This window comes from Streptomyces sp. 796.1 (genome assembly GCF_047525675.1).
GTDB lineage: Bacteria > Actinomycetota > Actinomycetes > Streptomycetales > Streptomycetaceae > Streptomyces.
In genome coordinates this window covers 37484-61318 of record NZ_JBLIWA010000040.1, presented here as the reverse complement: position 1 = coordinate 61318, position 23835 = coordinate 37484, and the positions used below count along the sequence as shown (strand labels likewise).

Sequence of the window (23835 nt, the reverse complement as noted above, 5' to 3'; positions counted from 1 at the left end):
AGGTACGCATCCCCTGGGGTGTCCCAAGATCGTCCATGACCGTCGCTGTGGTCAAGGCCACGGCCCGTACGGCGGCGGGAGCGACGGTGAGCCGGGCCCGGCGGGGGCCCCGGGCCGCCCGGGGGCGCGGGCCGGGGCCGTGGGCCGGGGCTGCGGTGGAGGCCATTAGAGTCGTCGTATGGCTGTCCATCCCTGTGTGCGCCCCCGCCCCGCGCGCAGCCCCGCGCGGAGGTGCCGGTGTTCGACGCGTTGACGTGGGTGGTCAGTCTGACCGCCCTGGCCCTCGCCGCCTGGTGCGGCCACGCCGCCTACCGCGACGAGCCGACCAAGGACTGGCACTTCATCGGCATGGCCGTGGTGACGGTGCTGGCCCTGGCGCAGTTGGTGGTCGGGATCGTGCGGCTGGCCCAGGGCGACAAGCCCGACGGCGGTACGACCATCTTCGTCGCGTACCTGATCGGCGCGGCGTGTGCCGTCCCGGCCGTCGCGTTCATGTCGCTCACGGAGCGGACCCGCTGGGGTTCGGCGACGGTCGCCGCCGGCGCGGTGGTGCTCGCGGTGCTTGAGGTGCGGTTGTGGGACGTGTGGGGAGGCGGCCATGCCTGAGTCGGAACACCGTGAGCCGCCGGCGGCCACGCCGGGACCGGCCCCGACGGCGCGGCCCGCGGTGGGTGCGCCGCAGGCCCCCGACCCGGCGGCACCGCAGCGGCGCCGGGCGATCGGCGAGGGCCCGGGCCGCATGCTCGTCCTCCTCTACGGTGTCTTCACGGTCGCCGCGGCCTCCCGCTCGCTCTATCAGCTCATCGCCCAGTACGACGAGGCACCGCTCGCCTACGCGCTGTCGGCCGTGTCCGCCGCGGTCTACGCCTTCATCACGCTCTCGCTGGTGCGCGGTGGCGACGGCGCCCGCCGGGCGGCCCTGGTCTGCTGCGCGGCGGAGCTGGTCGGCGTGCTCGTGGTGGGCACCTGGACCCTGGTGGAGCCCTCCGCCTTCCCCGATGAGACGGTCTGGTCGGACTACGGCATGGGCTACCTCTTCATCCCGATCTTCCTCCCGGTGACCGGCCTGCTCTGGCTGCGCCGGGCCCGACGCGAGGCGACGGCCGACGCGGCGACCGGCACGGCAACGAACGACGCGACGCACGACGGCTGACGGCTGACCGCCTGCGGGCGCGGCGGGCGTTCCCGCCAAGCCCGCAGCGTCCGCCAAGCCCGTCACGTCCGCCGCGGCCCTCCGCGCACGCCGCATCCGGCGCGTCCGCCACGCCGCCCTTCCCACCTTCGCGTCCTGGCGCCTCCGCGTCCCTCCGCGCCGTCGCGTCAGGCCGTGTCCCGGTCGGTCGGCGGGCCCTCGCGGTGCCACTCCCGGCCGGTGTAGAGGACGGCGCGGTACGCCGCGCTGGCGGCGCTCGCGGTGCGGGGCGTGTGCCGGGCGGCGCCGGTCAGCCGCTCGTACAGGGCGCAGTAGGCGGCGTGCGCCTCGGACCGCCGGCCCTGGGCCAACAGACAGTCCGGCAACAGGGCCAGCGCCGCGGCGCGGGTGCGTGCCAGGTCAGCGGCGGCGCGGCGCTCCGTCGCCGAGGCCGGCGCCCGCGGCGCGACGGTGTCCGACACGGTGCGCACCAGGGCCTCGGCCCGCACCGCCGCGCCGTTCAGCAGGTGGTGGTCGGCCATCCGCAGGCGTACCGCGGCCAACTCGGCCCGGGCGGCGGTGCCGTGCTGGCCCGCGAGCCGTTGCTCGGCGTCGGCCGCGACCATCGCGTACAGGTCACGCGCCGTCTCCACCTGGCCGACGTCCCCGCAGAACCCGGCGGCCCGGCCCCCCGCGCCACAGGTCAGCGGGTCGGACACGGGGAGCCGATCGACCGTCCTGGCCACCGTGCGGGCCAGCGGCTCCGCGAGGAAGAGCTGCCGGTACCACTTGGCCAGCCGCCACGTCGCGAGCGTCACCGCCGGGCCCGAGCCGCCCGACCGCTCCATCGCCTCGTGCAGCGTGTGCAGCGCCCCTTCGAGCCGGCGCACCTCACCGGCGCTCGGCTGCTCGCCCACCGCGACGGACGCGGCCCGCAGCCGGGTCACGAGGTCGTCGCGCGGGCCGAGGTGACGGCAGGCGGTACGGAGGGAGTCAGCCCACGGTTCGCGGCGCAGCCGATAGCGGGACGCCTGTGCGGCCACCCGTTCCAGATAGGCCGTACGCAGGGCGAGTCGGACGGGATCGGCGCTGGCCAGTGAGCGGTCGGCGGCCTCAAGGGCGGCCCCGAGGCGGTCCAACCCGGCCCGGTCCGCACTGCCCCCTGCGGCGCTTGCGGCAACTGCCGCGCTGGTGGCGAGGGCTGCCGCACGGCGCGCCCGTGCGTACTCCTGCTCCGCACCGATGTCGTCGCTGACCTGGCTGGACCGCATGACCGCTCCCCTCGCGGTGGGCGACCTGGGGCACGTACGGAGTTGGGCCGTCGGGCAGGGAGCGGATGCGCCGGCCGCCCCGACCCGGTCAGCGTACCGTCGCCGGCGGCCGGATTCACCGGTACGGGCCGATGGCCGTTGGCCGTGGACATGGTCAAGGCCCGCACTCGGGGCGGGCCTTGACCACGAACTAGGACCAGGAACGACGGCCGTGAACGACAACCGCGGACAAGGACCGGCGACCACGCGTACGTACGGCGCGGGCCCCGGTGCCGGCATGTCAGGCGCTGGCTGCGAACGCCTCGGCCGAGGCCCGCTTCTCCAGCGTGACCATGCTCAGCGAGCGGCTGACCTGCTCCGTGCCGATCTGGGCGTAGCCGCACTTGCGGTACAGGCGCAGATTGCCTTCGCTGCGGTGGCCGGTGCTCAGCCGGTACCGCTTGACCTGCTCGGCCGCCAGCCGGGTCTCGATCGCGGCCAGCAGCCGGCCGCCTAGGCCGTGCCGCTGCATGCGCGGGTGGACGATCAGCTTGGCGATCGCCGCGGTGCCGTCCGCGTGCACGGCGCCCCGGACCGACCCGACGACCTCCTCGCCGAGCCGGGCCACCAGCACCCAGCCGTTGCCCAGCTCGGCACGGAGGTCGTCGAGGGGTTGGGTCAGCGGCTCGATGGAGTAGTCGCCGTACAGCTCGGCCTCGCTCTGGTAGCAGAGGTATTGGAGCTTGAGGATCTGCTCGGCGTCCTGCGCGGTCGCCGGAGAGATGGTCACGCTCATGCCCATGTGCGCATGCCTCCTCGGTGAGTGCTCGGGCCGCGGTGAGGGTGGCGGTGCGGCCGAGCGTGGGTGCCCTGACAGGAGTCGCCGCGGGCTAGGCGTCGTCTCCGTGGCGCCGATTGTCTATCGCTCCCTTCCCCAGGGTTCAGGAGCTGCAACCTCCGCCATCAGCATTCTGCGCAGGCATCCAAGGCAACGGGAACGTACCGGCCCCAGACTCCCCTGTGAGATTCCCAACTCACCGGCGATTTCACGGTAGGTCGCATCCTTGGTCGACATCATCGCCAGCAGCACCCGCGGACACCTGCCGGGCAGGCGGCGCACCGCGGCCCGTACCCGGCGCAGTTCGTCGGCCCGCTCGGCGAGACGCTCGACCTCCGGCGCCGCGGGGTGCGCCGGCTCGCCGTCCGCCGTGTCGTACGGCACCTCCCGGCGCGCCCGCCGCCGCTCGCCCCTGGCCTCGGCGCGTACCGCCGCGCGCAGCCAGGCGGCCCACCCCGCCGGCCGGGTCGGCGGGCCCTCGGTCGCGGCCCGCTCCAGGAGGCGCAGCCAGACGCCCTGTTCGAGGTCGGCGGGGTCGAGCCCGGCGGCGTGTGCCTCGGCCGCCGCCTCCGCGGCCAGCAGCGGGCCGAGCGCCGCGAGCAACTGCTCACCGGCCCGGGACCTGGCCGGCCGCACGGCCAGTGGGGCGGGCGGGGCAACCGGGTCCGCGGGGGCGGTCGGGGCAGTCGGGGCGGCTGGAGCGGCTGGAGCGGCTGGAGCGAGGCTGCCGGTCCTGGTGGTGTGCGTAGTGCGCGCCGGGTGGCCTGCGTACGGCGGGGGCGGGGCCGCGACGGGTGCGTGCGTTGCGGGTGCGTGCGCCGCTGGTGGGTGCGGGCGGTGGCGGGGCGCGGCGGTGGGGAGGTCCATGCCGCGCTAGACAGCGCCCGTCCGGCCCCGGTTGCCGTGGGCGGGGCGCATCACCCGACCGAGCGCGCGGCAGGTCACGGCGCTTGACGGGCCCCGTCGAGATGCGGCGCGTTCGACCACCGACGGTCGTTTTGCGCCAGGTACGCGCACGGGCCGCGGGGTGTCCGGCATCCGGTCCGCGGCGCGTCCGACATGCGGGCACCGGACGCCAGCGACCGGGCGCCGGCCACGGGAGCGGCCTGCCGCCTGCCGGCCGGGCCGCGCCCCGGCCGGCCACCCGGCGCCGGGAACACGACCGCCCCGGGCCGGTGCGGTGACCGGTCCGGGGCGCGGGTGACGCCGCCGACTCCCCCGTCGCGACGCGCGCCGCTGCCATGTGGTTCGGCCTCCCCCCGAAGGAGGCCGAACCCGCAGCGGCGGAGGACCAGGCGGGACGCCGGCCGATGCCCCGGGCGGGACCTCAGCCGAAGCCCCGGGGCGGGACCCGGTCAGGAACTCGTACGAGCACCCGGCCGGGAGACCCGGGCCAGGCCGCGGAGCCGCGCGGGACGCACCGGCCTCACAGCCCCGCGGCCCCCTCCGCCCCCGCAGGAACTACTTGCCGACGAAGTCCGCGCGGGCCAGCAGCGCCGTGTCCGGGTTGTCGGAGAAGATGCCGTCGATGCCGGTGGCGAAGTACGCCTTGAACGCGCCGAAGGCGTCCCCGTACGCGGCCGGGTCGGTGCCCTTGCGGAAGTCGAGCGGCAGGAAGCTGTTCTCGTTGCGCATGGTGTACGGGTGCACCAGCAGCTTCCTGGCGTGCGCGTCCCGGACCAGCGTGGTGGGCGTGCCGAGCTTGCCGCTCTTGTCGCGCGGGATGACCAGCGACAGGTCCGGGCCGATGCCGCTCGCGAAGCCGGCGATCCAGGCCAGGCCCTTGGGCGTGATCAGGTCGGCCACCGTGCGCGGGTCGCCGGACTCGACGAAGTCGTACGGGCGCGAGGAGGGCGAGGAGAGCAGCACCACGCCGGGGCAACTGACCAGCTTGTGCAGCCGCGCGATGCTGGTGGGCTCGAAGGACTGGACGAAGTTGGGCGAGTTCTTCCGGTGCCGGCCGTAGGCGCGCAGCAGCTTGGCCAGGCGCGGTTCGAGCTCCAGACCGATGTTGCGGAAGTACGTGGGGTGCTTGGTCTCGATGTGCAGCCAGATGCGACGCCCGCGACGCCGGCCCTCGCGCTCCGCCCACTCCAGGACCTCGGCGAAGGTGGGCACCTCCCAGCGCCCGTTGTAGAGCGTGTTCTGCTGGCGGGTGCCGGGGATGCGCTCGGTGGCCCGCAGGGTCTTCAGCTCGGCGAGCGTGAAGTCCTCGGTGAACCAGCCGGTCAGCTTGGTGCCGTCGACCGTCTTGGTGGTCTTGCGGTCGGCGAACTCCGGGTGCTGCGCGACATCGGTGGTGCCGGTGATGTCGTTCTCGTGCCGGCAGACCAGGTGCCCGTCCTTGGTCGGCACCAGGTCCTGCTCGATGACGTGCGCGCCCATGTCGAGGGCGAGTTGGTAGGAGCCCAGGGTGTGCTCGGGGCGGTAGCCGCTGGCACCCCGGTGCGCGACGACCGTGGGCACCGGCAGGTCGGGCGTGCCGTGGTGGCCGTGCCAGGGACCGCGCCCGGTGGCGGCGGCCGTGCCCGTGCCGGACAGCACCATCGCTCCGGCTCCGACGGCCGCGGCGCCCAGTAGGGTGCGCCGTCCGGGTCGCTGCTCCTGCTCCATGGGTACTCCTCAGTCTCCTGTTGTGCGAGGCGCCGATCGTAGGCGTCCCCACCTTGCCCGGCGGAGACATCGGCCCCAACGGGGCACGAACAACCGTCAACCTCGCGAAGCGGCGGGCCGGCCCGGTGTGCGTACCGGCGGTACCCACGAGTATCGTCCTCACCTGCGCGGGCGCACCGGTGCCGTCGGTGACCCCCCGCGGGGCGCGCACCACGCGCCGTAGCCGACCACACTGACCGGAGGGGTCCGTTGTCCCGCATCGTGCTGAAGGCGATCCTCGGAGTGCTCATGCGCGTCCTGTTCCGCCCGAAGGTGGAGGGCGCGGAGCACATTCCGGGGGACGGCCCGGTGATCTTGGCCGGCAATCACGTGACCTTCATCGACTCGATGTTCGTGAGCCTGATCGTCAAGCGCCCGGTGTACTTCATCGGCAAGGACGAGTACGTGACGGGCAAGGGGGTCAAGGGCCGGCTGATGGCCTGGTTCTTCCGGACCAGCGGCATGATCCCGGTGGACCGCGACGGTGGGCGCGGCGGAGTGGCCGCGCTGATGACCGGGCGCCGGGTGCTCGAAGAGGGCAAGGTGTTCGCCATCTACCCGGAGGGCACCCGCTCCCCCGACGGCCGGCTGTACCGGGGCCGTACCGGCGTCGCCCGGCTCGCGCTGATGACGGGCGCCGTCGTGGTCCCGTTCGCGATGATCGGCACCGACAAGGTGCAGCCCGGCGGCAAGGGCCGCCCGCACATCGCCCCGGTCACGCTGCGCATCGGCGCCCCGCTGGACTTCGCCCGCTACGACGGCATGGAGCGCGACCGCTACGTCCTGCGGGCGCTGACCGACGAGGTGATGAGCGAGGTCATGCGGCTCTCCGGCCAGGAGTACGTGGACGTGTACGCGACGAAGGCCCGCGCCGCCTGACGGACCGCGGCGGCACCTGCCGCCGCCCCGTACCACCGGAACCGCCCGCCAGCCGAACGACGCTGGCGGGCGGTTCTGCGTGTGCGCACCGGTCGGGGTCGAGCCGAGTGACCCGCGCCGGTTCCGGCCCGCGGGCCGGTCGTATCCGCGGCGTTCCCTCAGTCCTCGCCCCGCTGCTCCTGCGCGGCGGCGGCCGTGGCGCCGGTCGTGCCGCCGGTGCCGGTACCGGCCCCCGCATCGGCCAGGAACTCCGCCTCCGCCGCGGTGTTCGCCAGCCGCTGGCCGCGCAGCAGGAACCAGGCGACGACCGCCGTGGCCAGCAGCACCGCGGCGCCCACCCCGGCCGCGATCCGCAGGCCGTCGACGAACGCCTCCTTGGCCGAGTCGAGCAGGGCGTTGGACTGCGCGTCGGGGAGGCCGCGCACCGCTTCGACGGCGCCGCCCAGCGACTCGTGGGCCTCCGATGAGACGTGCTCGGGGGTGCCCGGCGGGGTCGAGAAGTCGCGGTAGACGCCGGTGACGATGGAGCCGAGCAGGGCGATGCCGAGCGCCGCGCCCAGTTCGTACGCCGTCTCGGAGACCGCGGAGGCGGCGCCGGCCTGTTCCTTGGGCACGCTGGAGAGGATCACGTCGGCGGTGACGGTGAAGGAGAAGCCGGCGCCCACGCCCACCACCAGGAGCACCGCGCCGAGCAGCGGGTAGCCCGTATCGGCCTGCAACCAGGTGAGCGCGGCGAGCGCCAGGCCGACGGCCGCGAGACCACCGGAGACCACGATGCGGACCGAGAAGCGGCGCGCGACCAGGCCGGCGACCAGGCCGGCCGAGACCGCGCCGACCGCGGCCGGCAGTTCGGCGAGGCCGGCCTCCAGCGGCTCGCGCTCCTGGACCAGTTGGAGGAACTGGGAGAGGAAGAAGACCAGCCCGGACAGGCCGAGGATGGTCAACAGGTCGGCGAGGACCGCGCCGGAGAAGCCCCGGTGGTGGAAGAGCCGCATGTTCAGCAGCGGCGACGGCAGGGTGAGCTGGCGGCGTACGAACCAGGTCAGGGCGCCCACGCCGACCGCGCAGGTGACGAGGATGTCCCAGCTCAGGCCGTGTGCCGCGGCCTCCTTGACGGTGTAGACGACGCCGATCATGCCGACCAGGGACAGGCCGACGCTGGGCAGGTCCCAGGGCCCGGGCGAGGGGTCGCGGGACTCGGGGAGCATCCGGCTGCCGACGATGACCAGGACGGCCATGACGGGCAGGTTGATCAGGAAGACCGAGCCCCACCAGAAGTGTTCGAGCAGGAAGCCGCCCACGACCGGCCCGACGGCCGCGCCGGCCGATGCCATCGCACCCCAGATGCCGACGGCCAGGCTGCGTTCGCGCGGATCGTGGAAGAGGTTGCGGATCAGGGCGAGGGTGGCGGGCATCAGGGTCGCGCCGGCGACGCCGAGCAGCGCCCGCGCGACGATCATCATCTCCGGGCTGGTGGCGTACGCGTTGAGCACGGAGATCGCGCCGAACGCCACGGAGCCGATCAGCAGCAGCTTCTTGCGGCCGATGCGGTCGCCGAGGCTGCCCATGGAGACCAGCAGGCCGGCGATGACGAACGAGTAGACGTCGCCGATCCACAGCAACTGGGTGCCGGAGGGCCTGAGGTCCTCGCTGAGGAAGGGGGTGGCGAGGCCGAGGACGGTGGCGTCCACGGCCACCAGCAGCACCGCGAGCACCAGCACGGCCAGCGCCAGCCAGCGGCCCGGCCGCGGCGTCTGGTCGCTGGGGTGGGCGCCGTGTCCCGGGTCGCCGGCGTGGGCACCGTGCCCCGAGGCGGCTATCTGACTGCTCATTGCTCCATGCTCCGTCGCACGCCGCCGAGCAGCAGCTCGGCGACCATGCGTTCCATGTCGTTGGGGGCGATCCGGCCGTTGTGCACGGCCCAGGCGCCGGCGCCGAGCAGGCCGTACAGCGCCTCGGCGCACCAGGCGGCGGTCAGGTCGACGCGGACTTCGCCGCGCTCCTGGCCGCGTTGGAAGAGGCCGGTAAGCCGGGCGTCGAGCCGGTCCCAGCCGGCGTTCACCTCGCCCTCGAAGAGTTGGTTCTCGGTGGTCAGGAAGGCCAGTAGGGGGGCCTCGTCCCGGGTGTGGGCGACCAGCCTGCGCAGGGCCTGCGGTACGTCGCCCTGCTCGATGTCCGCGGCGTCGAGCGCCGCCCCGAACCGGGCGAGCCCCAGCTCTTCCAGGGCCCTGATCAGCGCGTCGCGCCCGGCGAAGTGGCGGTGCAGGGTGGCCCGGCTGATCCCGGCCGCCTTGGCGATCTCGTCCATCGACGCGGTGGCCTTGCGGGTCAGCAGGGTGGCCGCGGCCCGCAGCACCTGGTCTCTATCCACAGACATGAGACGAAGCTACCTCACATGAGACAACAATGTCTCATCGATGCCACCCCCACCAGCCGCCGGCGGCACCGAAGCGCACCGCCACACCCCACTGTCCCCCCATCCCTACTCGCCCGCATGCGCCGGACTCGATGCGCCTGGCGATGATCGATGCCCGTACGCCCGCATCCGACCACTTTCGGCGCGGTACGCCCCCACACCTCATAGGAATCCCCTATACCCCGCACTGACATTTCGTCTTTGCCTCGCTTTCCTTCCCGGGCCTACGGTGAAATCACTCGAAGAGAGCGTCGGAGAGGCCAGCCAAATCGGACTCTGTGGCCCACATCAGGGATTCCCGTAAAAGAAACTCCGACACCCTCGGATTCCCTCCCGACACCTTCTTCGAGAGCCCCTTGTATTCCTCAGAATTCGGCAGCTAAAACCCGCATCAGGGAGAGGACCGAAAGACATGACCACGGTGGAGAACGCGACCGGAAACCGTATCCTCGCGGGAAAGCGGGCCCTGGTGACGGGCGGCACGCGGGGCATTGGCGCGGCCATCGTGCGCCACCTCCTGGACGCGGGCGCCCAGGTGCTCACCACGGCCAGGTCGGCGACGGGCCAGACGGCGCACGGGGCCGACTTCGTCGCCGCCGACGTACGCACCAGGGCCGGCGCCCAGACCATCGCCACGGCCGCGCAGGAAGCGCTGGGCGGGGTGGACATCCTGGTCAACAACGCGGGCGGCGCGCAGCCGTACGAGAGCGCCGCGGGCATCCCGGACGAGGTGTGGCAGGACGCGCTCGACCTCAACTTCCTGGCCGCGGTACGGCTGGACGCGCTGCTCACACCGGGTATGCGGGAGCGCGGCACGGGCGCGGTCGTGCACGTGTCGTCTGCCGTGCTGCCGCTCACCCCGCCGCCGTTCCTGCACTACGTGGCGGCGAAGGCGGCGCTGGAGTCCTACAGCCGGGGCCTGGCCGTGGAGCTTGCGCCGCACGGGATACGGGTCAACACCGTCACGCCAGGCCGGGTCGCCACGCCGGGCGGTGACCGGACCCGGGAGCAGTGGGCGGCGCTCGGCGCGGGCGCGGAGGGCGCCGACGCCCCGGTCCCGCTCGGGCGCTACGGCCAGCCGGACGACATCGCGCAGGCGGTGCTGTTCCTGGTCTCACCACGGGCGAGCTGGTTGACCCGGAGCAACCTCGTGGTGGACGGCGGGGAATTCCCGCGGGGGTAGCGGGAGATTCCCCGTGGGGCAGCGGGGAGAATTCCGCCGCCACGGTTTTCCCATCGGGGAAAAAGCCGGCGGGTTCAGGGGGAGAGTGTCAGGCGAGCGGCGCCAGGAATTCGGCGGCGGACCAGTTCTCCTGGCGCAGCAGTTCGAGGAGTGCCTTTTCCGCCGGGCCCGCGTTGTGCCGGAGCGCGGCGATGACGGGCTGGGAGACGGCCGGGAACACCGGCCGCGCCAGGTGCTCGCAGCCCCGGGGCACCGCGGAGGACGGGATGAGCGTGGCCCCCAGCCCGTGCGCGGCCCAACGCGCCGCCGTCGCCGTCTGCGACACGCGGGCGGCGGTGGTCGGGGGCAGCCCGTGCTCGCGCAGCGCTTCGAGGAGCACGCCGTCGAGCGCGCTGTCCCGGTCGAACCGCACCCACGGCTCGCCCGCCAGATCCTCCCAACGGACGCGGTCCGTGGCGAGCCGTGGGTGCCCGACGCCGAGCATGACGACGAACTCCTCGTGTCCCAGGTGGTGCGCGTTGGCCGGGGCCCGCTCGCAGGCCCCCATCAGGGCCAGGTCCAGCACGCCCCGCCGGCCGAGCTGCTCCAGTTCGGCGGCGCCAGGCTCCTCGAAGACGGTGATCTCCAGGCGCGGCGAGCGGCGGCGCAGGACGGCCAGCGCCCGCGGCAACTGCCGGGTGCCGTACCCCAGTTGCACCGCCACCACCAACTCGCCCTCCCACTCGGCGGCGCCGGCCCGCGCCGTCGCCCGCGCCCGGCGGGCCGCGCTCACCGCGACCTCCGCGTCCCGCAGGAACGCCCGCCCGACCACGGTGGGCACGAGCCCGCTGGAGGTGCGGGCGAACAGCTCCACGCCCAGCTCCCGTTCCAGGCCGCGGATCTGCTGCGACACCGACGGCTGCGCCACGTGCAACTGCTCGGCCGCCGCCGTCACCGAGCCGTGCTCGGCGACCGCCAACGCGTACTCGAACTGCCGAAGGCTCATCGTCCCCCGCCCCTCCCCTGGCCGCGGACCACCGCCCGCCCCGTCATCACCCGGCCGCCAACGCCCGCGACCGTGCCACCGAAGCTGGTCAACGGCGCAGTGCGCGGGGATCTTCCGCGTACGGCGAAGGTGTCGGGTCTTCCCCGTACGGGCCCGTCCGCGTAGGGAAGGCCCACGAGCCCACCACCCACCACGCCCGCAACCCGCGGAAACGACGAACCGGGCGGGCTCGCAGTGAGCCCGCCCGGTTCGTCGTGAAGGGGATGAAGGCAAAAGATCAGACGCGGCCGTGCTGGCGCTTGGCCTCGGTCCACTCGCGTTGGGCGGCCAGGTCGGCCTTGACCTCGCCCAGTTGGACGGCGACGGCGGACGGCGCGGTGCCGCCACGGCCGTCGCGTGCGGCCAGCGCGCCGGAGACGCTCAGTACCGAGCGCACCTCGGGCGTCAGGTGCGGCGAGATGGCCGCGAACTGCTCGTCGGTGAGCTCGTCGAGTTCGATGCCGGCGACCTCGCACACCTTGACGCACTCGCCGGCGACCTCGTGCGCGACGCGGAACGGCACGCCCTGCCGCACCAGCCACTCGGCGATGTCGGTGGCGAGCGAGAACCCGGCCGGCGCCAGCTCCGCCATCCGCTCCTCGTGCACGGTGAGGGTGGCCATCATGCCGGTGAAGGCGGGCAGCAGGACCTCCAGTTGGTCACAGGAGTCGAAGACCGGCTCCTTGTCCTCCTGGAGGTCGCGGTTGTACGCCAGCGGCAGCGCCTTGAGGGTGGCGAGCAGGCCGGTCAGATTGCCGATCAGCCGGCCGGACTTGCCGCGCGCCAACTCCGCGATGTCCGGGTTCTTCTTCTGCGGCATGATCGATGAGCCGGTGGAGAACGCGTCGTGCAGCGTCACGAACGAGAACTCCTTCGTGTTCCACAGGATCACCTCCTCCGCGATCCGGGACAGGTCGACGCCGATCATCGCCGTGATGAAGGCGAACTCGGCGACGAAGTCGCGGGCGGCCGTGCCGTCGATGGAGTTGCCGGACGCGCCGCGCTCGAAGCCGAGGTCGGCCGCGACCGCCTCCGGGTCCAGCCCGAGCGAGGACCCGGCGAGCGCACCGGAACCGTACGGGGAGACCGCCGTCCGCTCGTCCCACTGCCGCAGCCGCTCCGCGTCCCGACCGAGCGCCTGTACGTGGGCGAGCACGTGGTGGGCGAAGAGCACCGGCTGTGCGTGCTGGAGGTGGGTGCGGCCGGGCATGGCCGCTTCCGGGTGCGCCTCGGCCAGGGCGACCAGCGCGTCCTGGAGGTCGGCGATGAGGCCGCCGATGATCCGCGCGTGGTCGCGCAGGTACATCCGGAACAGGGTGGCGACCTGGTCGTTGCGCGACCGGCCGGCGCGCAGCTTGCCCCCGAGGTCGGGCCCGAGCCGCTCCAACAGGCCGCGCTCCAGGGCGGTGTGCACGTCCTCGTCGGCGACGGTGCCGACGAAGGCGCCCGACGCGACGTCGGCTTCGAGCTGGTCGAGCCCGGCCAACATGCGCTCCAGTTCGTCCTGGGTGAGCAGCCCGGCGGTGTGCAGCACGCGCGCGTGGGCGCGCGAGCCCGCGATGTCGTACGGGGCCAGCCGCCAGTCGAAGTGGACGGACGCCGACAGGGCGGCCAGGGCCTCGGCCGGCCCGTCGGCGAACCGGCCGCCCCAGAGCCGGACGTCACCGCTGTTGCTGCTCAACTGTTGCTCCTCGGAAATCGCATGCGTAGGTGGCGGGTGTGCGACCGCCTCCCCGCCGCGAGGGCGAGGAGGCGGTGGCTGCTGGCGAGGGTAGCGCTCAGGCGAGGTCGCGCTTGGCCGCGATCTTCGACGACATGCCGAAGATCTCGATGAAGCCCTTGGACAGCGACTGGTCGAAGGTGTCGCCGGTGTCGTAGGTCGCCAGGTTGAAGTCATACAGCGACTGCTCCGAGCGCCGTCCGGTGACCACCGCGCGCCCCCCGTGCAGGGTCATCCGGATGTCGCCGGAGACCTGCTGGTTGGCCTCGGCGATGAAGCCGTCCAGGGCCCGCTTGAGCGGCGAGAACCACAGGCCGTCGTAGACGAGCTCGCTCCAGCGCTGCTCGACCTGCCGCTTGTAGCGGGCCAGTTCGCGCTCGACGGTGACGTTCTCCAGCTCCTGGTGCGCGGTGATCAGCGCGATGGCCCCGGGCGCCTCGTAGATCTCCCGGGACTTGATGCCGACGAGGCGGTCCTCGACGATGTCGATCCGGCCGATGCCCTGCGCTCCGGCGCGCTCGTTGAGCTGCTGGATGGCCTGGAGGACGGTGACGGGCTTGCCGTCGATGGCGACCGGCGCGCCCTCCTTGAAGGTGATGATCACCTCGTCGGCGTCGCGCGGGGTGGCCGGGTTCGAGGTGTAGTCGTAGACGTCCTCGATCGGCGCGTTCCAGATGTCCTCCAGGAAGCCGGTCTCCACGGCACGCCCGAAGACGTTCTGGTCGATGGAGTACGGCGACTTCTTGGTGGTCGCGATCGGGAGGTTCTTCTCCTCGCAGAAGGCGATGGCCTTGTCGCGGGTCATGGCGTAGTCGCGGACCGGCGCGATGCACTTCAGGTCGGGCGCGAGCGAGGAGATGCCGGCCTCGAACCGCACCTGGTCGTTGCCCTTGCCGGTGCAGCCGTGCGCCACGGTGGTCGCGCCGTGCTTCTTGGCCGCGGCCACCAGGTGCTTGACGATGGTCGGCCGGGAGAGCGCGGAGACCAGCGGGTACCGGTCCATGTAGAGCGCGTTGGCCTTGATCGCCGGCAGGCAGTACTCGTCGGCGAACTCGTCCTTGGCGTCGGCGACCTCCGCCTCCACCGCACCGCAGGCGAGCGCGCGCTTGCGGATGACGTCCAGGTCCTCGCCGCCCTGTCCGACGTCCACGGCCACGGCGATGACCTCCGCGCCCGTCTCCTCGGCGATCCAACCGATGCAGACGGAGGTGTCAAGGCCGCCCGAGTAGGCGAGTACGACGCGCTCGGTCACGGGTTTCTCCTTACGATGCATACGCTGACTGGCATAAGTATGCATCGCTCTGCATGGTTCGTCAATGTGGCAACGCGGGGCGCGTAGGCGCACGCATCCGTAGATTCGCTACGCGAAACGGCACGGACGGTTAGCCTTCGCGCGGATGCCGCGCCGGTCAGGCATCCGCAGCCCGGCCCGTACGGAATGACCGGTGCGCCCAGGCCGCGCAGGGACCGCCCAGTGCCCAAGACGCCGCCCGGTGGGCCGCGCGAGGACTCACCACCTCACAGGTGCACCGCCCCACCCACATCGCGGAGCCACCTCCCCCACGCTCCCCCGCTACCGAGGGAGCGGCCCCTCACCCCCGCACCGCATCCGCCAGCACCTGCACATGGCTGATCTCCAGATCCTTCGTCGCCGTCAGGAGGGTGAGCGTGCCTTCGGCGGCCAGGGTGTGGAGGTGGGCCACGGCGGCTCGGGGGGTGGGGTCGGTGAGTTCTGCCGCGTAGCGGCGGCTGAATTCGGGGAAGCGGTCCGGGTCGTGGCCGTACCAGCGGCGGAGTTCCGTGGACGGGGCCGCGTCCTTGCACCACTCGTCCAGTTCCGCCGCGGCCTTGGCCAGGCCGCGCGGCCAAATGCGGTCGACCAGGACGCGGGTGCCGTCCGCCGCCTCCGGCTCCTCGTACACCCGCCGCACCCGTACGTCAACGGCTCGGGACATGATCGCCTCCAGTCATCGTCCAGCGCCCCCTTCCATCATGGAAGGCATGGGAAAGAGTTACGAACGCATCGAAGGGCGGCTGCGCACCTTCATCGAAGAGCAGAAGGTCTTCTTCACCGCCACCGCACCGCTGGACGGCGAGGGCACCGTCAACCTGTCGCCGAAGGGCGTGTCCGGCTCGTTCGCCGTGCTGGACGAGCTGACCGTCGGCTATCTGGACTTCGCCGGCAGCAACGCCGAGACCATCGCCCACCTGCGCGAGAACGGGCGCATCACGCTGATGTGGTGCGCCTTCGACGGGCCGCCGAACATCGTGCGGGTGCACGGGCGCGGCGAACCCGTCTTCCGTGACGACCCGCGCTGGCCCGAGTTGCTGCGGCACTTCCCCGCCGTGGACCCGACGCCGCACGGGCTGCGCGCCATCATCCTGGTCACGGCCGAGCACATCCGGGACACCTGTGGCTTCGCGGTCCCGCTGATGGACTACCGGGCCGACCGCGACACCCACGCCCGGCGCTTCGCCCGCGAGGACGACGCCTCGCTCGCCGCGTACTTCCAGAAGAAGGAGTACATCGGCACCAGCATCGACGGCCTGCCCGGCCTGCCGCTGCCCCTGCCGCCGACGCCGCGCAGCGAGCCGGGCGCGGCGCCCGACGGGGTGGGGGCGGGCCCGGGTCGCGGATAGCCACCACGTCCGGGGCGCAGCGCCCCTGACACGGCACCCCGGGCACAGCCGCGCGGAGCGGCTGCCTGGCCGTACCTCCCGGTGCCTGACGTGCGGGACGGGAGGCCCGCAGGAAGGCCGTCACACGGGTCCGGAAGGGCCCCCAGGTTCCGGCGTGGCGTGGTCGCAACGGCGCGACCGGCCACGCGCGGTGCCTCAGCGGGCGGCCCGAGCCGCAGGCGGGTCGGACAGCGGGGGCGTCAGCGGCACGTCCACGGGTACGTCAGCGGCCCCACGCCTCACGCAGCACCCGGATCTCCTCGGGGCTGCTCTCCCGGGCGATGTACGGGATGTCCAGCAGATGGCGGGTGTGCTCCTCGCCCATCCGGGTGCGCACCACGTCGGCGTCCGCGATGACCTGGGCGTAGAGCGCGGCCCCGTCCATGCAGAAGACGTCGATGAGCGTGGTGCGCCCGTCCAGGGCACGCCGTACGTTGCCCTCGTTCAGGTCGATGCCGTCCCACCAGGGCATGGTCGCCCGGAACTCGGCGTTCACCTGGTGCGCGGCGCGGTACACGGCCATGAAGTCGGGGTCGTCGGCCAGCGCGGGGAGCGGGGTGGCGGCGCCCGCGGCGCCCTTGCCCGCAGCGCCGTCGGCGGCCCGGGGCGGCTCGGTGCCGAGACCCGTCGGGCCCGCCCCGCCAGTGCCCGGCAGTCCGGCCGCGGAGGCCGGCAGCGCGTCCCACTGCCGCTTGACCTCCACGGCCTTGGCGCCGTCCAGTGGGGCGAGGAACTCCAGGATCGTCAACGTACCCCCGCCGTCCAGCACTTCGGCACGCTCCACGCGCGGCAGGTACGGGTTGCCCGCGCAGCGCCGGCACAGTTCGACGAAGGCCGCGTACGCCGGGTCGAAGGGGCAGACGCGGGCGGCCAGGTGGCCACTGGGCGAGCGGAGGCCGACGGCCCAGTCCCCGACGCCGCACGGCGTCCAGCCGAGCCGGACCAGATGTGCCGTCGCATCACGGTGGGTGTCGAGGTGCCAGGGCCGGTCGGCCAGCGGGGCGAGGTCGGCGGCGTGCGGCGCCGACGGGTCCAAAGTGCGCATCCGCGCAGCCTAGGAGGCCGGGGCGACGTCGGCACCGGATTTTTCCGGCTGTACGGGGTGGCCGTGGGGCTGAGGAGCCGGCCGGCCCTGCGGGGTTGCGGCCGGGCCTACGAAAGGGGCGAGTCGCGCGGCACGTTGCCCCCACAAGGGAGGGCCGGCCGTAGGGGGTTGGGCAGGCGCGCGGTGGTCTGGTCCCCGGCGGAGTTGGGGAGGCGCGCGGCCGGGCGGTGGGCGGGGCCGTCGGCGACCGCGATCTCCCGGGTTCCGTCCCGTGGGTCGGCGTTTGAGCCCAACACCCCTTGATCTGCCGGGCCTTGACGCGCCCGGCGCGGCTCGCGTACGGGCCGGCCGGGGCAAGATGTGGGAAGGTGTCGCAGTGTCGGGGGAACAGTGCGAGCCTGGAACACGCTGACTTAAGCGCGTGCAGAAGGAGCCGACGGAATGTCCACAGAGAGCACCCGCGCCATCATCGAGACCTATCTGGCCAAGACCCGCGCCCGGGACCTGGACGGCGCGGTGGCGCTGTTCGCCGAGGACGTCGACTGGGACGCGCCGGCCTCCGGTGCGACGCCCTGGTCGGGGCGGCGCTCCTCGCGGGCCGAAGTGGCGGAGTTCTTCCACCTCCTGCACCAGTACCTGGCCACCGACGAGTTCACCGTGACCCACACCGTGGTCGAGGGGGAGCACGGTGTGATCATCGGTCACCTCACGGACACCGTGAAGGCCACCGGGGCCAAGCTCCACACGCCGTTCGCCGCCCACGTCACCGTGGAGGGCGACCACATCAGCCGCTACCGGCTCTTCGAGGACACCCACGCACTGGCCAAGGCGCTCAGCGGGGTGCCCGCGCCCGCCGCCGAGCAGCAGACCGCCGCGGCCCCCGCCCCGGCCTCTGCTTCTGCCTCCGGCTCCGGCTCCGGCTCCACCACCGACGGCGCACCCACCGGCTGACCGGCTGGCCCCGTACGCTCCCCCACGCACCCGCCCGTACTGCCCCTACCGCCCCGCTCCCCTGCCGCTCGGCCCCGCCGGGCCAGCGCAGACCCGGGTCGGCCGGCGCCCGCGCGCGTCAGCCGGCACTCCCCCGCGCCGCGTCCCGGACCGGCGCACCCCCAGGCCGTGCCGCCGCCCCTCGCCGGTCGACCGCGCGGGCGGCCCGGAGCACACAGGACCGCCAGGAAAGGCCCCGCCCCATGAGCCTCAACGACCAGTTGTCCCAACCCGCGGTACGCGCCTTCGTGGCCGCCGTCAACGCCTGTGACCGCGACGCGCTGTGGGCCGCCCTCACCCCGGACGCGACCATGACCGACGACGGCAAGGAACACCACCTCGCCGAATGGGCCGAGCGGGAGATCTTCACCTCCCACCCGAGGATGGACGTCGAATGGGAGTCGGCCGACGGGCTCTCGCTGCGGGCCCGCTACCACAACGACATCTGGGGCGACCTCTCCTCCGCGTGGACGTTCACCCTGACCGACGGGAAGATCAGCCACTTCGCGGCCGGCCCCGGCTGAGCGGTGCGGCGACCGGGCGGCACCCGCCCGGCTCGCCCCGGCACGCCGGCCGGAGCAGCCGGCCCGTACGACCGGCGACGGCCCGACGGTGCGGGCCCCGACGGGACCCGATGAGAGGAGCCGGGTGAACCACCCTCCGGGGGGAGCAGCGACGACGGCGGGGGGAACAGCGGTACGCCTACGGCTGCTTGGGCCGGTGGGCGTCGAGATCGACGGTCGGGGCGCACGCCTCGGCCCGCAGCAGTGCGCCCTGCTCACGCTGCTGGCGCTGGCCTGCGGCCGGGCCGTCAGCACCACGCGCATCGTGGCCGCGCTGTGGGAGGGCGACGCCCCGCAGGGCGCGGTGACCACGCTGCGCACCCACATCCTGCACCTGCGCCGCATCCTGGAGCCCGGCCGGCGGGCCAAGGACGGCTTCCACGTACTGGTCAGCTCGGGCGGTCGCAGCAACACCAACTACGCGCTGCGGCTGGCGGACGAGCAGGTGGACGCCATGTGGTTCCTGACCCTGGCGCAGCGGGCCAGGCGCGCCTTCGCCGAGGGCGATCCCCGGCGCGCCGTCGAACTCTGGGACCAGGCGCTGGCGCTCTGGTCGGGGCCCGCGCTCGACGGGGTCAGCGAGCGCGGCTTCGCCGTCGCCGAGGCGGAGCGGCTCACGGAGATGCACCTGGTGGCCCGGGAGGAGCGGGTGGACGCGCTGCTCGGGCTCGGCCGCAACGAGGAGGCCATCGACGAGCTGAGCACCCTGGTCGAGGGGCACCCGCTGCGCGAACGGCCCCGGGCCCAACTCGTCCTGTCGCTCTACCGGGCCGGCCGGCAGGCCGATGCGCTCGCCGCGTACCGGGACGTGCACCGGGTGCTGGACGTGGAGCTCGGCATCCAGCCGGGGCGCGCGCTCCAGGAGTTGCACCGGCAGGTGCTCAACGCCGACCCGGCCCTGGAACTCGACGCGCCGCCACGGCCCGCGCCCGCGCCGACCGTGCCCCGGCCCCGTACGGGCGGCAGCTCCGGCGGCGGTACGGCTGGCAGTACCGCTGGCGCTGCGGCCGGCCCCAGGCCCCACGCCGGGCCCCACGCCAGGGAGCACGCGACGAACGGTCGGGCGAGCGGCGGGAAGGCGCCGACAGACCGGGCCTCGGCGGCCCCCGGCAGCGTTCCCCCGGCGGACACAGCGAATCCGACGGGCCCGGCGAACGCGACGGACGCGGCGAGCCCGGCAGACCCGGCAGACCCGGCAGACCCCAAAGCCACAACGAGCCCACCGCCCCCAACAGACCCGCCACCCGCCACTCCGCTCCCGCCCCCGCGGCAACTCCCGCTCGACGTCGCCGGGTTCACCGGCCGTACGGAACGTCTGCGCGAGCTCGACGCGCAGCTCACCGGCCGGGCGCAGGCCGCCGAACGGACGCTGGTGATCTCCTCCGTATCCGGCATGGCCGGGGTCGGCAAGACCTCGCTGGCCGTGCACTGGATGCACCGGGTGGCGGACCGGTTCCCCGACGGCCAGCTCTACCTGAACCTGCGCGGCTACGCCCCGGACGGCCCGCTCCAGCCGGGCGAGGCGCTCGGCCAACTGCTGCGTGCCCTCGGCGTACCGCCGGGGCACCTCCCGGAGCAGCCGGACGAGCGGGCCGCCAGCTACCGGTCGCTGCTGGCCGGCAAGCGGATGCTGATCCTGCTCGACGACGCCGCCGCGCTCGAACAGGTGCGCCCGCTGCTGCCCGCCTCGCCCACCTGTTGCGTCGTCGTCACCAGCCGCAACGACCTGCGCGGGCTGACCGCCTTCCACGACGCGCACCACATCGACCTGGGCGCCTTCCAGGAGGAGGAGTCGCTGGCGCTGCTCGCCCGCACCATCGGTGAGGAGCGGGTGCGCGAGGAGCCGGAGGCCGCCGCCGAGGTGGTCCGGCTCTGCGGGCACCTGCCGCTGGCCGTGCGGATCGCGGCGGCCAACCTGCTCGGCTACCGGGGCCGCAGCGTCGCCGACCTCGCGGCCGACCTGCGCGAGGGCGACCGGCTGGCGGAGTTGGCCACCGACGAGCCGTGGGAGACGGCCGTACGCGGCCCGTTCGACCTCTCCTACCGGGCGCTGCCCGAGCCCGACCAGCGGCTGTTCCGGCTGCTCGGTCTGATGCCGGGCAGCGAGTTCTCCACCCGCGCCGCCGCCGTGCTGGCCGGGCTGACCGAGCGCGAGGCCAGCAAGCGGCTGGGCCGGCTGTGCGCCCGCAGCCTGTTGCAGTCCTACCGCCCCGGCCGCTTCCACCTGCACGAACTGCTGCGGGTCTACGCGCGGGAGCGGGCCGTGGCCGAGACCGGGCACGCGGAGTGCGAGGCCGCCACCGGGCGCCTGTTCACCTGGTACCTGGCCAGCTCCGACCGTGCGGCGCAGCGCCTGTACGGCACGTTCTACTCCTGGTTCGCCGAGCCCGCGCCCGACCCCAAGGACCCGCTGGCCGCGCCGCTGGCCTTCGCCGACGAGCAGGCGGCGCTCGGCTGGTTGGAGACCGAGCGGGGCAACCTGCTGGCCTGCGTGGAGCACACCGCCGAGCACGGCCCGTACGTCATCGCCTGGCAGATCGCGCTGGTCCTGCACGGTCACCTGATGGCGCACGGGCAGCGCACGGACTGGCTGCGCGCCGCCGACGCCGGATTGCGGGCCGCCGAGGCCGACGGGGACGGCTACGGCCGGGCGGTGATGCACTGGAGCCTGGGCTACGTGCACTGGGAACTCGCCCACCACGAGGCGGCGATGTGGCACAGCGCGCGGGCCGAGGAGTTGTACGAGGAGGCCGGGCTGCTGGCCGAGAAGGGCGGGGCGCTGCTCGGGCTCGCCGCGGCCAGCCGGGAGCGCGCCCACTTCGACGCCGCGCGGGAGCACGGGCTGCGGTCGCTGACGGTCTACCGGGCGGTCGGCGAACCGGCGGGCGAGATCTGGGCGCTGGCCCTGCTCGGCTTCGGCTCCCTCGACCAGGGCAGGTTCGACGAGGCACAGGCGTACTTCGCCGAGGGGCGCGCCCTCGGCCAGCGCTCGACCGATCCGCACGCGGCGCTGCTGCCGCTGTGGGGGCTCGGCGCCACGCTGCACGGGCGCGGCAGGTTCGGCGAGGCCAACCGGATACTCCAGGAGGCGCTGGCGGGGGCCGACCTGCTGCCGTCCACGTACGCCGGGGAGGGCGTGCTGTGCTGCCTCGCGGCGCTGTGCCGGGACGCGGGCGACCCGCGGATGGCCATCAAGTACGCGTCGGACGCGCTGCACACCACCCAGCGCACGCACCGCAGGCTGGTCGAGCCCGACGCGCTGAACGTGCTCGGCAGCGCGCTGCTGGACATGGACGACGTGACCGGCGCGACGGACCGGCACGCCCTCGCGCTGCGGCTGGCCGGCGGCGCCGAGTGCCGGCGCGCGGAGGCTGCGGCGCACCTCGGCCTCGCCACCGCCTACCGGGCCCGCGGCACCTACCGCGAGGCGCTGTCCCACGCGCGCAGCGCCGTGACCATCGCCCGCCACGCCGGACTACGGGTCGCCGAGGGCGAGGCGCTCACCGAACTCGCCGCCGTACGCGCGGTGCTGCGCCACGTCGAGAAGGCCAGGGAGGCCGTGGAACACGCCCTGGTCGTACACCGGGACACCGGCTACCGGCTGGGCCTGGCCCGCGCGCTCGACCTGGCGAGCGCCCTGCCGCAGGCCCGGGGCACCAGGTCCGCGCAGCGGTACCGGCAGGAGGCGGCCGAGGTGTACGCGGCGATGGAGCTGGCCCTGCCGGGCGAGGTGCGGGCGGAGAGCAGTTGACGGGTGCGGCGGGTGCGCGGTCGTTGCGGCGGGTGCGCGGCGCCGGGGCGTACGGGGCGAGGGCAGCGGGCCGTACGAGCGGCTGCGGGGCCGTGTGCGTACGCAGCGGCGCGCGGGGAGGTGGGGGTGCGCGGAGGCGTGCGGTCGGTTCAGGTCAGGGCTCGGGCGGTGGCCGTGACGGCCACCGCGACCAGGATGACCAGCGGCACCGGGGCCTTGAGCCGCCAGGCGACCAGCGCCGCGGCGAAGCCGGTCAGCCGGGCGTCCAGGGTGAGCCCGCCGCCCGCGGGTGCGCCGAGCAGTTGGGTCACCACGAGCACCGTGAGCAGGGCCGGCGTCAGGTACTCCACGAAGCGCGGGAACCAGGTGGGCAGTTCGCGGCCCCCCATCACCAGCGAGCCGGCGCCCTTGAGCAGGAAGGTGGTGAGCACCAGGGCGCCGAGGGCGAGCCAGGTCGGGTCGGTCATCGGGCCCTCCAGGTGGACGCCACGGCGACCAGGCAGGCGACGGCGATGGCCGTATCGGGCAGCCCGACGCCGGTGAGCAGCAGTGCGCCGCCGGCCGCGACCAGTGCGGCGCCGCGCCGGGGCGCGGCGCCCAGGTGCGGGGCGAGGAGGAGGAAGAAGAGGACCGGCGAGACCGCGTCGAGGCCGAACCGGTGGATGTCCACGGCCGTGACCGGGCCGAGCGCGCCGGCCAGCGTCCCGGCCACCCAGCCGAGCCAGAGCACGGCGCCGGAGGCGAGCAGCCGCACCCGGTCGAAGCGACCGTCGGCGTCGGCGGCGATGGCCCAGGACTCCTCGATCACCAACTGCGCCTCCACCGCCCGGCGGGCCCGTCCGCCGCGCAGCGCGGGCAGGATGGCGAACCCCATGACCAGGTAGCGCAGGTTGAGCAGGGTGCCGGCGACGGCGGCTGCCACCCAGCCGCCGCCACCGGCGAGCACCGAGACGGTGGCGAACTGGGCGGAGCCGACGAAGACCAGCCCCGACATGCCGCCGGCGGCCAGCGCGGAGAACCCCGCCCCCTCGGCCAGCACCCCGAACGAGACGCCGAAGGCGAAGAGCGCCACCGTGAAGGGCAGCGCCGCCCGGCCCCCGGCCAGGTAGGCGGCCCGCCGGCCGGACGCCAGCGGACGCAGGGGGGCGGGGCCCGGGCCGGGAGACGGGGCCGGGCCGGGAGACGGGGCGGGGTCGCTCACGGGGGTGCGCTCCCGGCGCCCGGCCGCCGCGGGCCGCCCCTCACGTCGCGAACCCCCGCTCCGCGTACGGGTATCCCGCCAGCTCGTTGGTGCTGACCGAGTCGTCGCGGCGGGACGCGTAGTAGATGCGGACCTCGTCGATCAGGCCCGCCTCGTCGAAGCGGTAGACCTCCACGCCGCGCAGCACGCGGTCCAGCCGGGGCTTGAAGCTGGTCCATTCACACACGGCGGTGCCGGTCTCCTCGTCCGCGTAGACGCCGTCCACCGTCCAGGACGTGCCGTTGGCCCGTACGTCCACGCCCCAGCGTTCGGCCACGTCGTCGATGCCGTGGATGGGCCCCGGCATCCCGTTGGCCAGGTAGTGCACCACGTCCTCGGACAGGCAGCGGGCGAAGAGTTCGCGGTCCAGCGTGTTGCACGCCTCGAAGTACTGGCGGACGGCCCTCTCCATGTGGTCCCTGGTCAGTGCGGCCCGGTCTGGTTGGGGGGAAGTCATGTCTCTCCCGGTACGA

22 protein-coding genes are annotated in these 23835 nt (G+C 73.9%); 8 read left to right on the top strand and 14 right to left on the bottom strand.

From position 1 onward, the window contains the following. Positions 1-237: 237 nt before the first annotated feature. On the top strand, positions 238-606 hold the full coding sequence (locus tag ACMA1D_RS25085; RefSeq protein ID WP_414726267.1) for a hypothetical protein: 369 nt from the start codon (positions 238-240) through the stop codon (positions 604-606). After that, positions 599-1153, top strand: coding sequence for a hypothetical protein (locus ACMA1D_RS25080; RefSeq protein WP_414726266.1), 555 nt, complete (start codon positions 599-601; stop codon positions 1151-1153). Before ACMA1D_RS25085 ends, ACMA1D_RS25080 begins: the two co-directional genes overlap by 8 nt. A gap of 167 nt (positions 1154-1320) precedes the next feature. Here the strand turns inward: ACMA1D_RS25080 and ACMA1D_RS25075 are convergent, their stop codons facing one another. The 4 genes from ACMA1D_RS25075 to ACMA1D_RS25060 all read right to left on the bottom strand — a co-directional run bounded on the left by ACMA1D_RS25075 (position 1321) and on the right by ACMA1D_RS25060 (position 5833). Further along, positions 1321-2403: a hypothetical protein gene (locus ACMA1D_RS25075; RefSeq protein WP_414726265.1), complete on the bottom strand. Its 1083-nt coding sequence runs from the start codon at positions 2401-2403 to the stop codon at positions 1321-1323. A 280-nt stretch (positions 2404-2683) separates the two neighbouring features. Beyond that, complete coding sequence (locus ACMA1D_RS25070) at positions 2684-3184, bottom strand: GNAT family N-acetyltransferase (protein WP_349991988.1); 501 nt, start codon at positions 3182-3184, stop codon at positions 2684-2686. A gap of 117 nt (positions 3185-3301) precedes the next feature. Then, the gene (locus ACMA1D_RS25065) at positions 3302-3856 is read right to left on the bottom strand and encodes a sigma-70 family RNA polymerase sigma factor (RefSeq protein ID WP_414726264.1); all 555 of its coding nucleotides are present in this window, start codon (positions 3854-3856) and stop codon (positions 3302-3304) included. Between the two features lie 825 nt (positions 3857-4681). Beyond that, positions 4682-5833, bottom strand: a complete 1152-nt coding sequence (locus ACMA1D_RS25060; RefSeq protein ID WP_414726263.1) for a glycerophosphodiester phosphodiesterase — start codon at positions 5831-5833, stop codon at positions 4682-4684. A gap of 249 nt (positions 5834-6082) precedes the next feature. On the opposite strand from ACMA1D_RS25060, the gene ACMA1D_RS25055 reads away from it, so the two are divergent. After that, complete coding sequence (locus ACMA1D_RS25055) at positions 6083-6751, top strand: lysophospholipid acyltransferase family protein (protein WP_414726262.1); 669 nt, start codon at positions 6083-6085, stop codon at positions 6749-6751. A 158-nt stretch (positions 6752-6909) separates the two neighbouring features. Here ACMA1D_RS25055 and ACMA1D_RS25050 read toward each other — a convergent pair whose 3' ends face one another. Together ACMA1D_RS25050 and ACMA1D_RS25045 are read right to left on the bottom strand one after the other, a co-directional pair. Beyond that, a complete protein-coding gene (locus tag ACMA1D_RS25050; protein WP_414726261.1) occupies positions 6910-8583 on the bottom strand; it encodes an MFS transporter in 1674 nt (557 codons plus the stop codon). After that, entirely contained in the window at positions 8580-9128 is a 549-nt protein-coding gene (locus tag ACMA1D_RS25045; protein ID WP_414726260.1) for a TetR/AcrR family transcriptional regulator, read from the bottom strand. The genes ACMA1D_RS25050 and ACMA1D_RS25045 overlap by 4 nt, the downstream gene beginning before the upstream one ends. A 451-nt stretch (positions 9129-9579) precedes the next feature. Here ACMA1D_RS25045 and ACMA1D_RS25040 point away from each other — a divergent pair, with 451 nt between their 5' ends. Then, a complete protein-coding gene (locus ACMA1D_RS25040) occupies positions 9580-10350 on the top strand; it encodes an SDR family oxidoreductase (RefSeq protein ID WP_414726259.1) in 771 nt (256 codons plus the stop codon). 88 nt (positions 10351-10438) lie between these two features. Here ACMA1D_RS25040 and ACMA1D_RS25035 read toward each other — a convergent pair whose 3' ends face one another. The 4 genes from ACMA1D_RS25035 to ACMA1D_RS25020 form a co-directional block, all read right to left on the bottom strand. After that, positions 10439-11335: a LysR family transcriptional regulator gene (locus tag ACMA1D_RS25035; protein WP_414726258.1), complete on the bottom strand. Its 897-nt coding sequence runs from the start codon at positions 11333-11335 to the stop codon at positions 10439-10441. A gap of 277 nt (positions 11336-11612) precedes the next feature. Further along, positions 11613-13055 carry an argininosuccinate lyase gene (argH, locus tag ACMA1D_RS25030; protein WP_414726257.1) on the bottom strand — a complete coding sequence of 481 codons (1443 nt, stop codon included), beginning with the start codon at positions 13053-13055 and terminating at the stop codon, positions 11613-11615. Positions 13056-13152: 97 nt separating this feature from the next. Beyond that, complete coding sequence (locus tag ACMA1D_RS25025) at positions 13153-14346, bottom strand: argininosuccinate synthase (protein ID WP_349991999.1); 1194 nt, start codon at positions 14344-14346, stop codon at positions 13153-13155. A 340-nt stretch (positions 14347-14686) separates the two neighbouring features. After that, a complete protein-coding gene (locus ACMA1D_RS25020; RefSeq protein ID WP_414726256.1) occupies positions 14687-15049 on the bottom strand; it encodes a DUF488 domain-containing protein in 363 nt (120 codons plus the stop codon). Between the two features lie 46 nt (positions 15050-15095). Here ACMA1D_RS25020 and ACMA1D_RS25015 point away from each other — a divergent pair, with 46 nt between their 5' ends. Next, positions 15096-15734 (top strand): pyridoxamine 5'-phosphate oxidase family protein, encoded by a 639-nt coding sequence (locus ACMA1D_RS25015; RefSeq protein WP_414726255.1) that lies wholly within the window; start codon positions 15096-15098, stop codon positions 15732-15734. A 262-nt stretch (positions 15735-15996) separates the two neighbouring features. Here ACMA1D_RS25015 and ACMA1D_RS25010 read toward each other — a convergent pair whose 3' ends face one another. Next, a complete protein-coding gene (locus ACMA1D_RS25010) occupies positions 15997-16818 on the bottom strand; it encodes a hypothetical protein (protein WP_414726254.1) in 822 nt (273 codons plus the stop codon). A gap of 441 nt (positions 16819-17259) precedes the next feature. Here ACMA1D_RS25010 and ACMA1D_RS25005 point away from each other — a divergent pair, with 441 nt between their 5' ends. The 3 genes from ACMA1D_RS25005 (at position 17260) to ACMA1D_RS24995 (ending at position 22122) form a co-directional block, all read left to right on the top strand. Beyond that, on the top strand, positions 17260-17769 hold the full coding sequence (locus ACMA1D_RS25005) for a nuclear transport factor 2 family protein (protein WP_414726253.1): 510 nt from the start codon (positions 17260-17262) through the stop codon (positions 17767-17769). Positions 17770-18011: 242 nt separating this feature from the next. Further along, positions 18012-18332: a nuclear transport factor 2 family protein gene (locus ACMA1D_RS25000; protein ID WP_414726252.1), complete on the top strand. Its 321-nt coding sequence runs from the start codon at positions 18012-18014 to the stop codon at positions 18330-18332. A 196-nt stretch (positions 18333-18528) separates the two neighbouring features. After that, on the top strand, positions 18529-22122 hold the full coding sequence (locus tag ACMA1D_RS24995) for an AfsR/SARP family transcriptional regulator (protein WP_414726251.1): 3594 nt from the start codon (positions 18529-18531) through the stop codon (positions 22120-22122). Between the two features lie 149 nt (positions 22123-22271). Here the strand turns inward: ACMA1D_RS24995 and ACMA1D_RS24990 are convergent, their stop codons facing one another. The 3 genes from ACMA1D_RS24990 to ACMA1D_RS24980 are packed head-to-tail and all read right to left on the bottom strand — an operon-like array spanning position 22272 to position 23819. Then, the gene (locus ACMA1D_RS24990) at positions 22272-22589 is read right to left on the bottom strand and encodes an AzlD domain-containing protein (RefSeq protein ID WP_414726250.1); all 318 of its coding nucleotides are present in this window, start codon (positions 22587-22589) and stop codon (positions 22272-22274) included. Continuing rightward, positions 22586-23323 carry an AzlC family ABC transporter permease gene (locus ACMA1D_RS24985; RefSeq protein ID WP_414726249.1) on the bottom strand — a complete coding sequence of 246 codons (738 nt, stop codon included), beginning with the start codon at positions 23321-23323 and terminating at the stop codon, positions 22586-22588. The genes ACMA1D_RS24990 and ACMA1D_RS24985 overlap by 4 nt, the downstream gene beginning before the upstream one ends. A gap of 40 nt (positions 23324-23363) precedes the next feature. Then, on the bottom strand, positions 23364-23819 hold the full coding sequence (locus ACMA1D_RS24980; protein WP_414726248.1) for a nuclear transport factor 2 family protein: 456 nt from the start codon (positions 23817-23819) through the stop codon (positions 23364-23366). Between the last annotated feature and the right edge of the window lie 16 nt (positions 23820-23835).

What these genes read in the sequence shown, in the direction of transcription:
- ACMA1D_RS25060 (WP_414726263.1), bottom strand. Translation starts at nt 5,833, where the DNA reads ATGGAGCAGGAGCAGCGACCCGGACGGCGCACCCTACTGGGCGCCGCG.
- ACMA1D_RS25080 (WP_414726266.1), top strand. Translation starts at nt 599, where the DNA reads ATGCCTGAGTCGGAACACCGTGAGCCGCCGGCGGCCACGCCGGGACCG.
- ACMA1D_RS25035 (WP_414726258.1), bottom strand. Translation starts at nt 11,335, where the DNA reads ATGAGCCTTCGGCAGTTCGAGTACGCGTTGGCGGTCGCCGAGCACGGC.
- ACMA1D_RS25045 (WP_414726260.1), bottom strand. Translation starts at nt 9,128, where the DNA reads ATGTCTGTGGATAGAGACCAGGTGCTGCGGGCCGCGGCCACCCTGCTG.
- ACMA1D_RS25020 (WP_414726256.1), bottom strand. Translation starts at nt 15,049, where the DNA reads ATGTCCCGAGCCGTTGACGTACGGGTGCGGCGGGTGTACGAGGAGCCG.
- ACMA1D_RS25075 (WP_414726265.1), bottom strand. Translation starts at nt 2,403, where the DNA reads ATGCGGTCCAGCCAGGTCAGCGACGACATCGGTGCGGAGCAGGAGTAC.
- ACMA1D_RS24980 (WP_414726248.1), bottom strand. Translation starts at nt 23,819, where the DNA reads ATGACTTCCCCCCAACCAGACCGGGCCGCACTGACCAGGGACCACATG.
- ACMA1D_RS25070 (WP_349991988.1), bottom strand. Translation starts at nt 3,184, where the DNA reads ATGGGCATGAGCGTGACCATCTCTCCGGCGACCGCGCAGGACGCCGAG.
- ACMA1D_RS24990 (WP_414726250.1), bottom strand. Translation starts at nt 22,589, where the DNA reads ATGACCGACCCGACCTGGCTCGCCCTCGGCGCCCTGGTGCTCACCACC.
- ACMA1D_RS25005 (WP_414726253.1), top strand. Translation starts at nt 17,260, where the DNA reads ATGTCCACAGAGAGCACCCGCGCCATCATCGAGACCTATCTGGCCAAG.
- ACMA1D_RS25015 (WP_414726255.1), top strand. Translation starts at nt 15,096, where the DNA reads ATGGGAAAGAGTTACGAACGCATCGAAGGGCGGCTGCGCACCTTCATC.
- ACMA1D_RS25010 (WP_414726254.1), bottom strand. Translation starts at nt 16,818, where the DNA reads ATGCGCACTTTGGACCCGTCGGCGCCGCACGCCGCCGACCTCGCCCCG.
- ACMA1D_RS25050 (WP_414726261.1), bottom strand. Translation starts at nt 8,583, where the DNA reads ATGAGCAGTCAGATAGCCGCCTCGGGGCACGGTGCCCACGCCGGCGAC.
- ACMA1D_RS25000 (WP_414726252.1), top strand. Translation starts at nt 18,012, where the DNA reads ATGAGCCTCAACGACCAGTTGTCCCAACCCGCGGTACGCGCCTTCGTG.
- ACMA1D_RS25040 (WP_414726259.1), top strand. Translation starts at nt 9,580, where the DNA reads ATGACCACGGTGGAGAACGCGACCGGAAACCGTATCCTCGCGGGAAAG.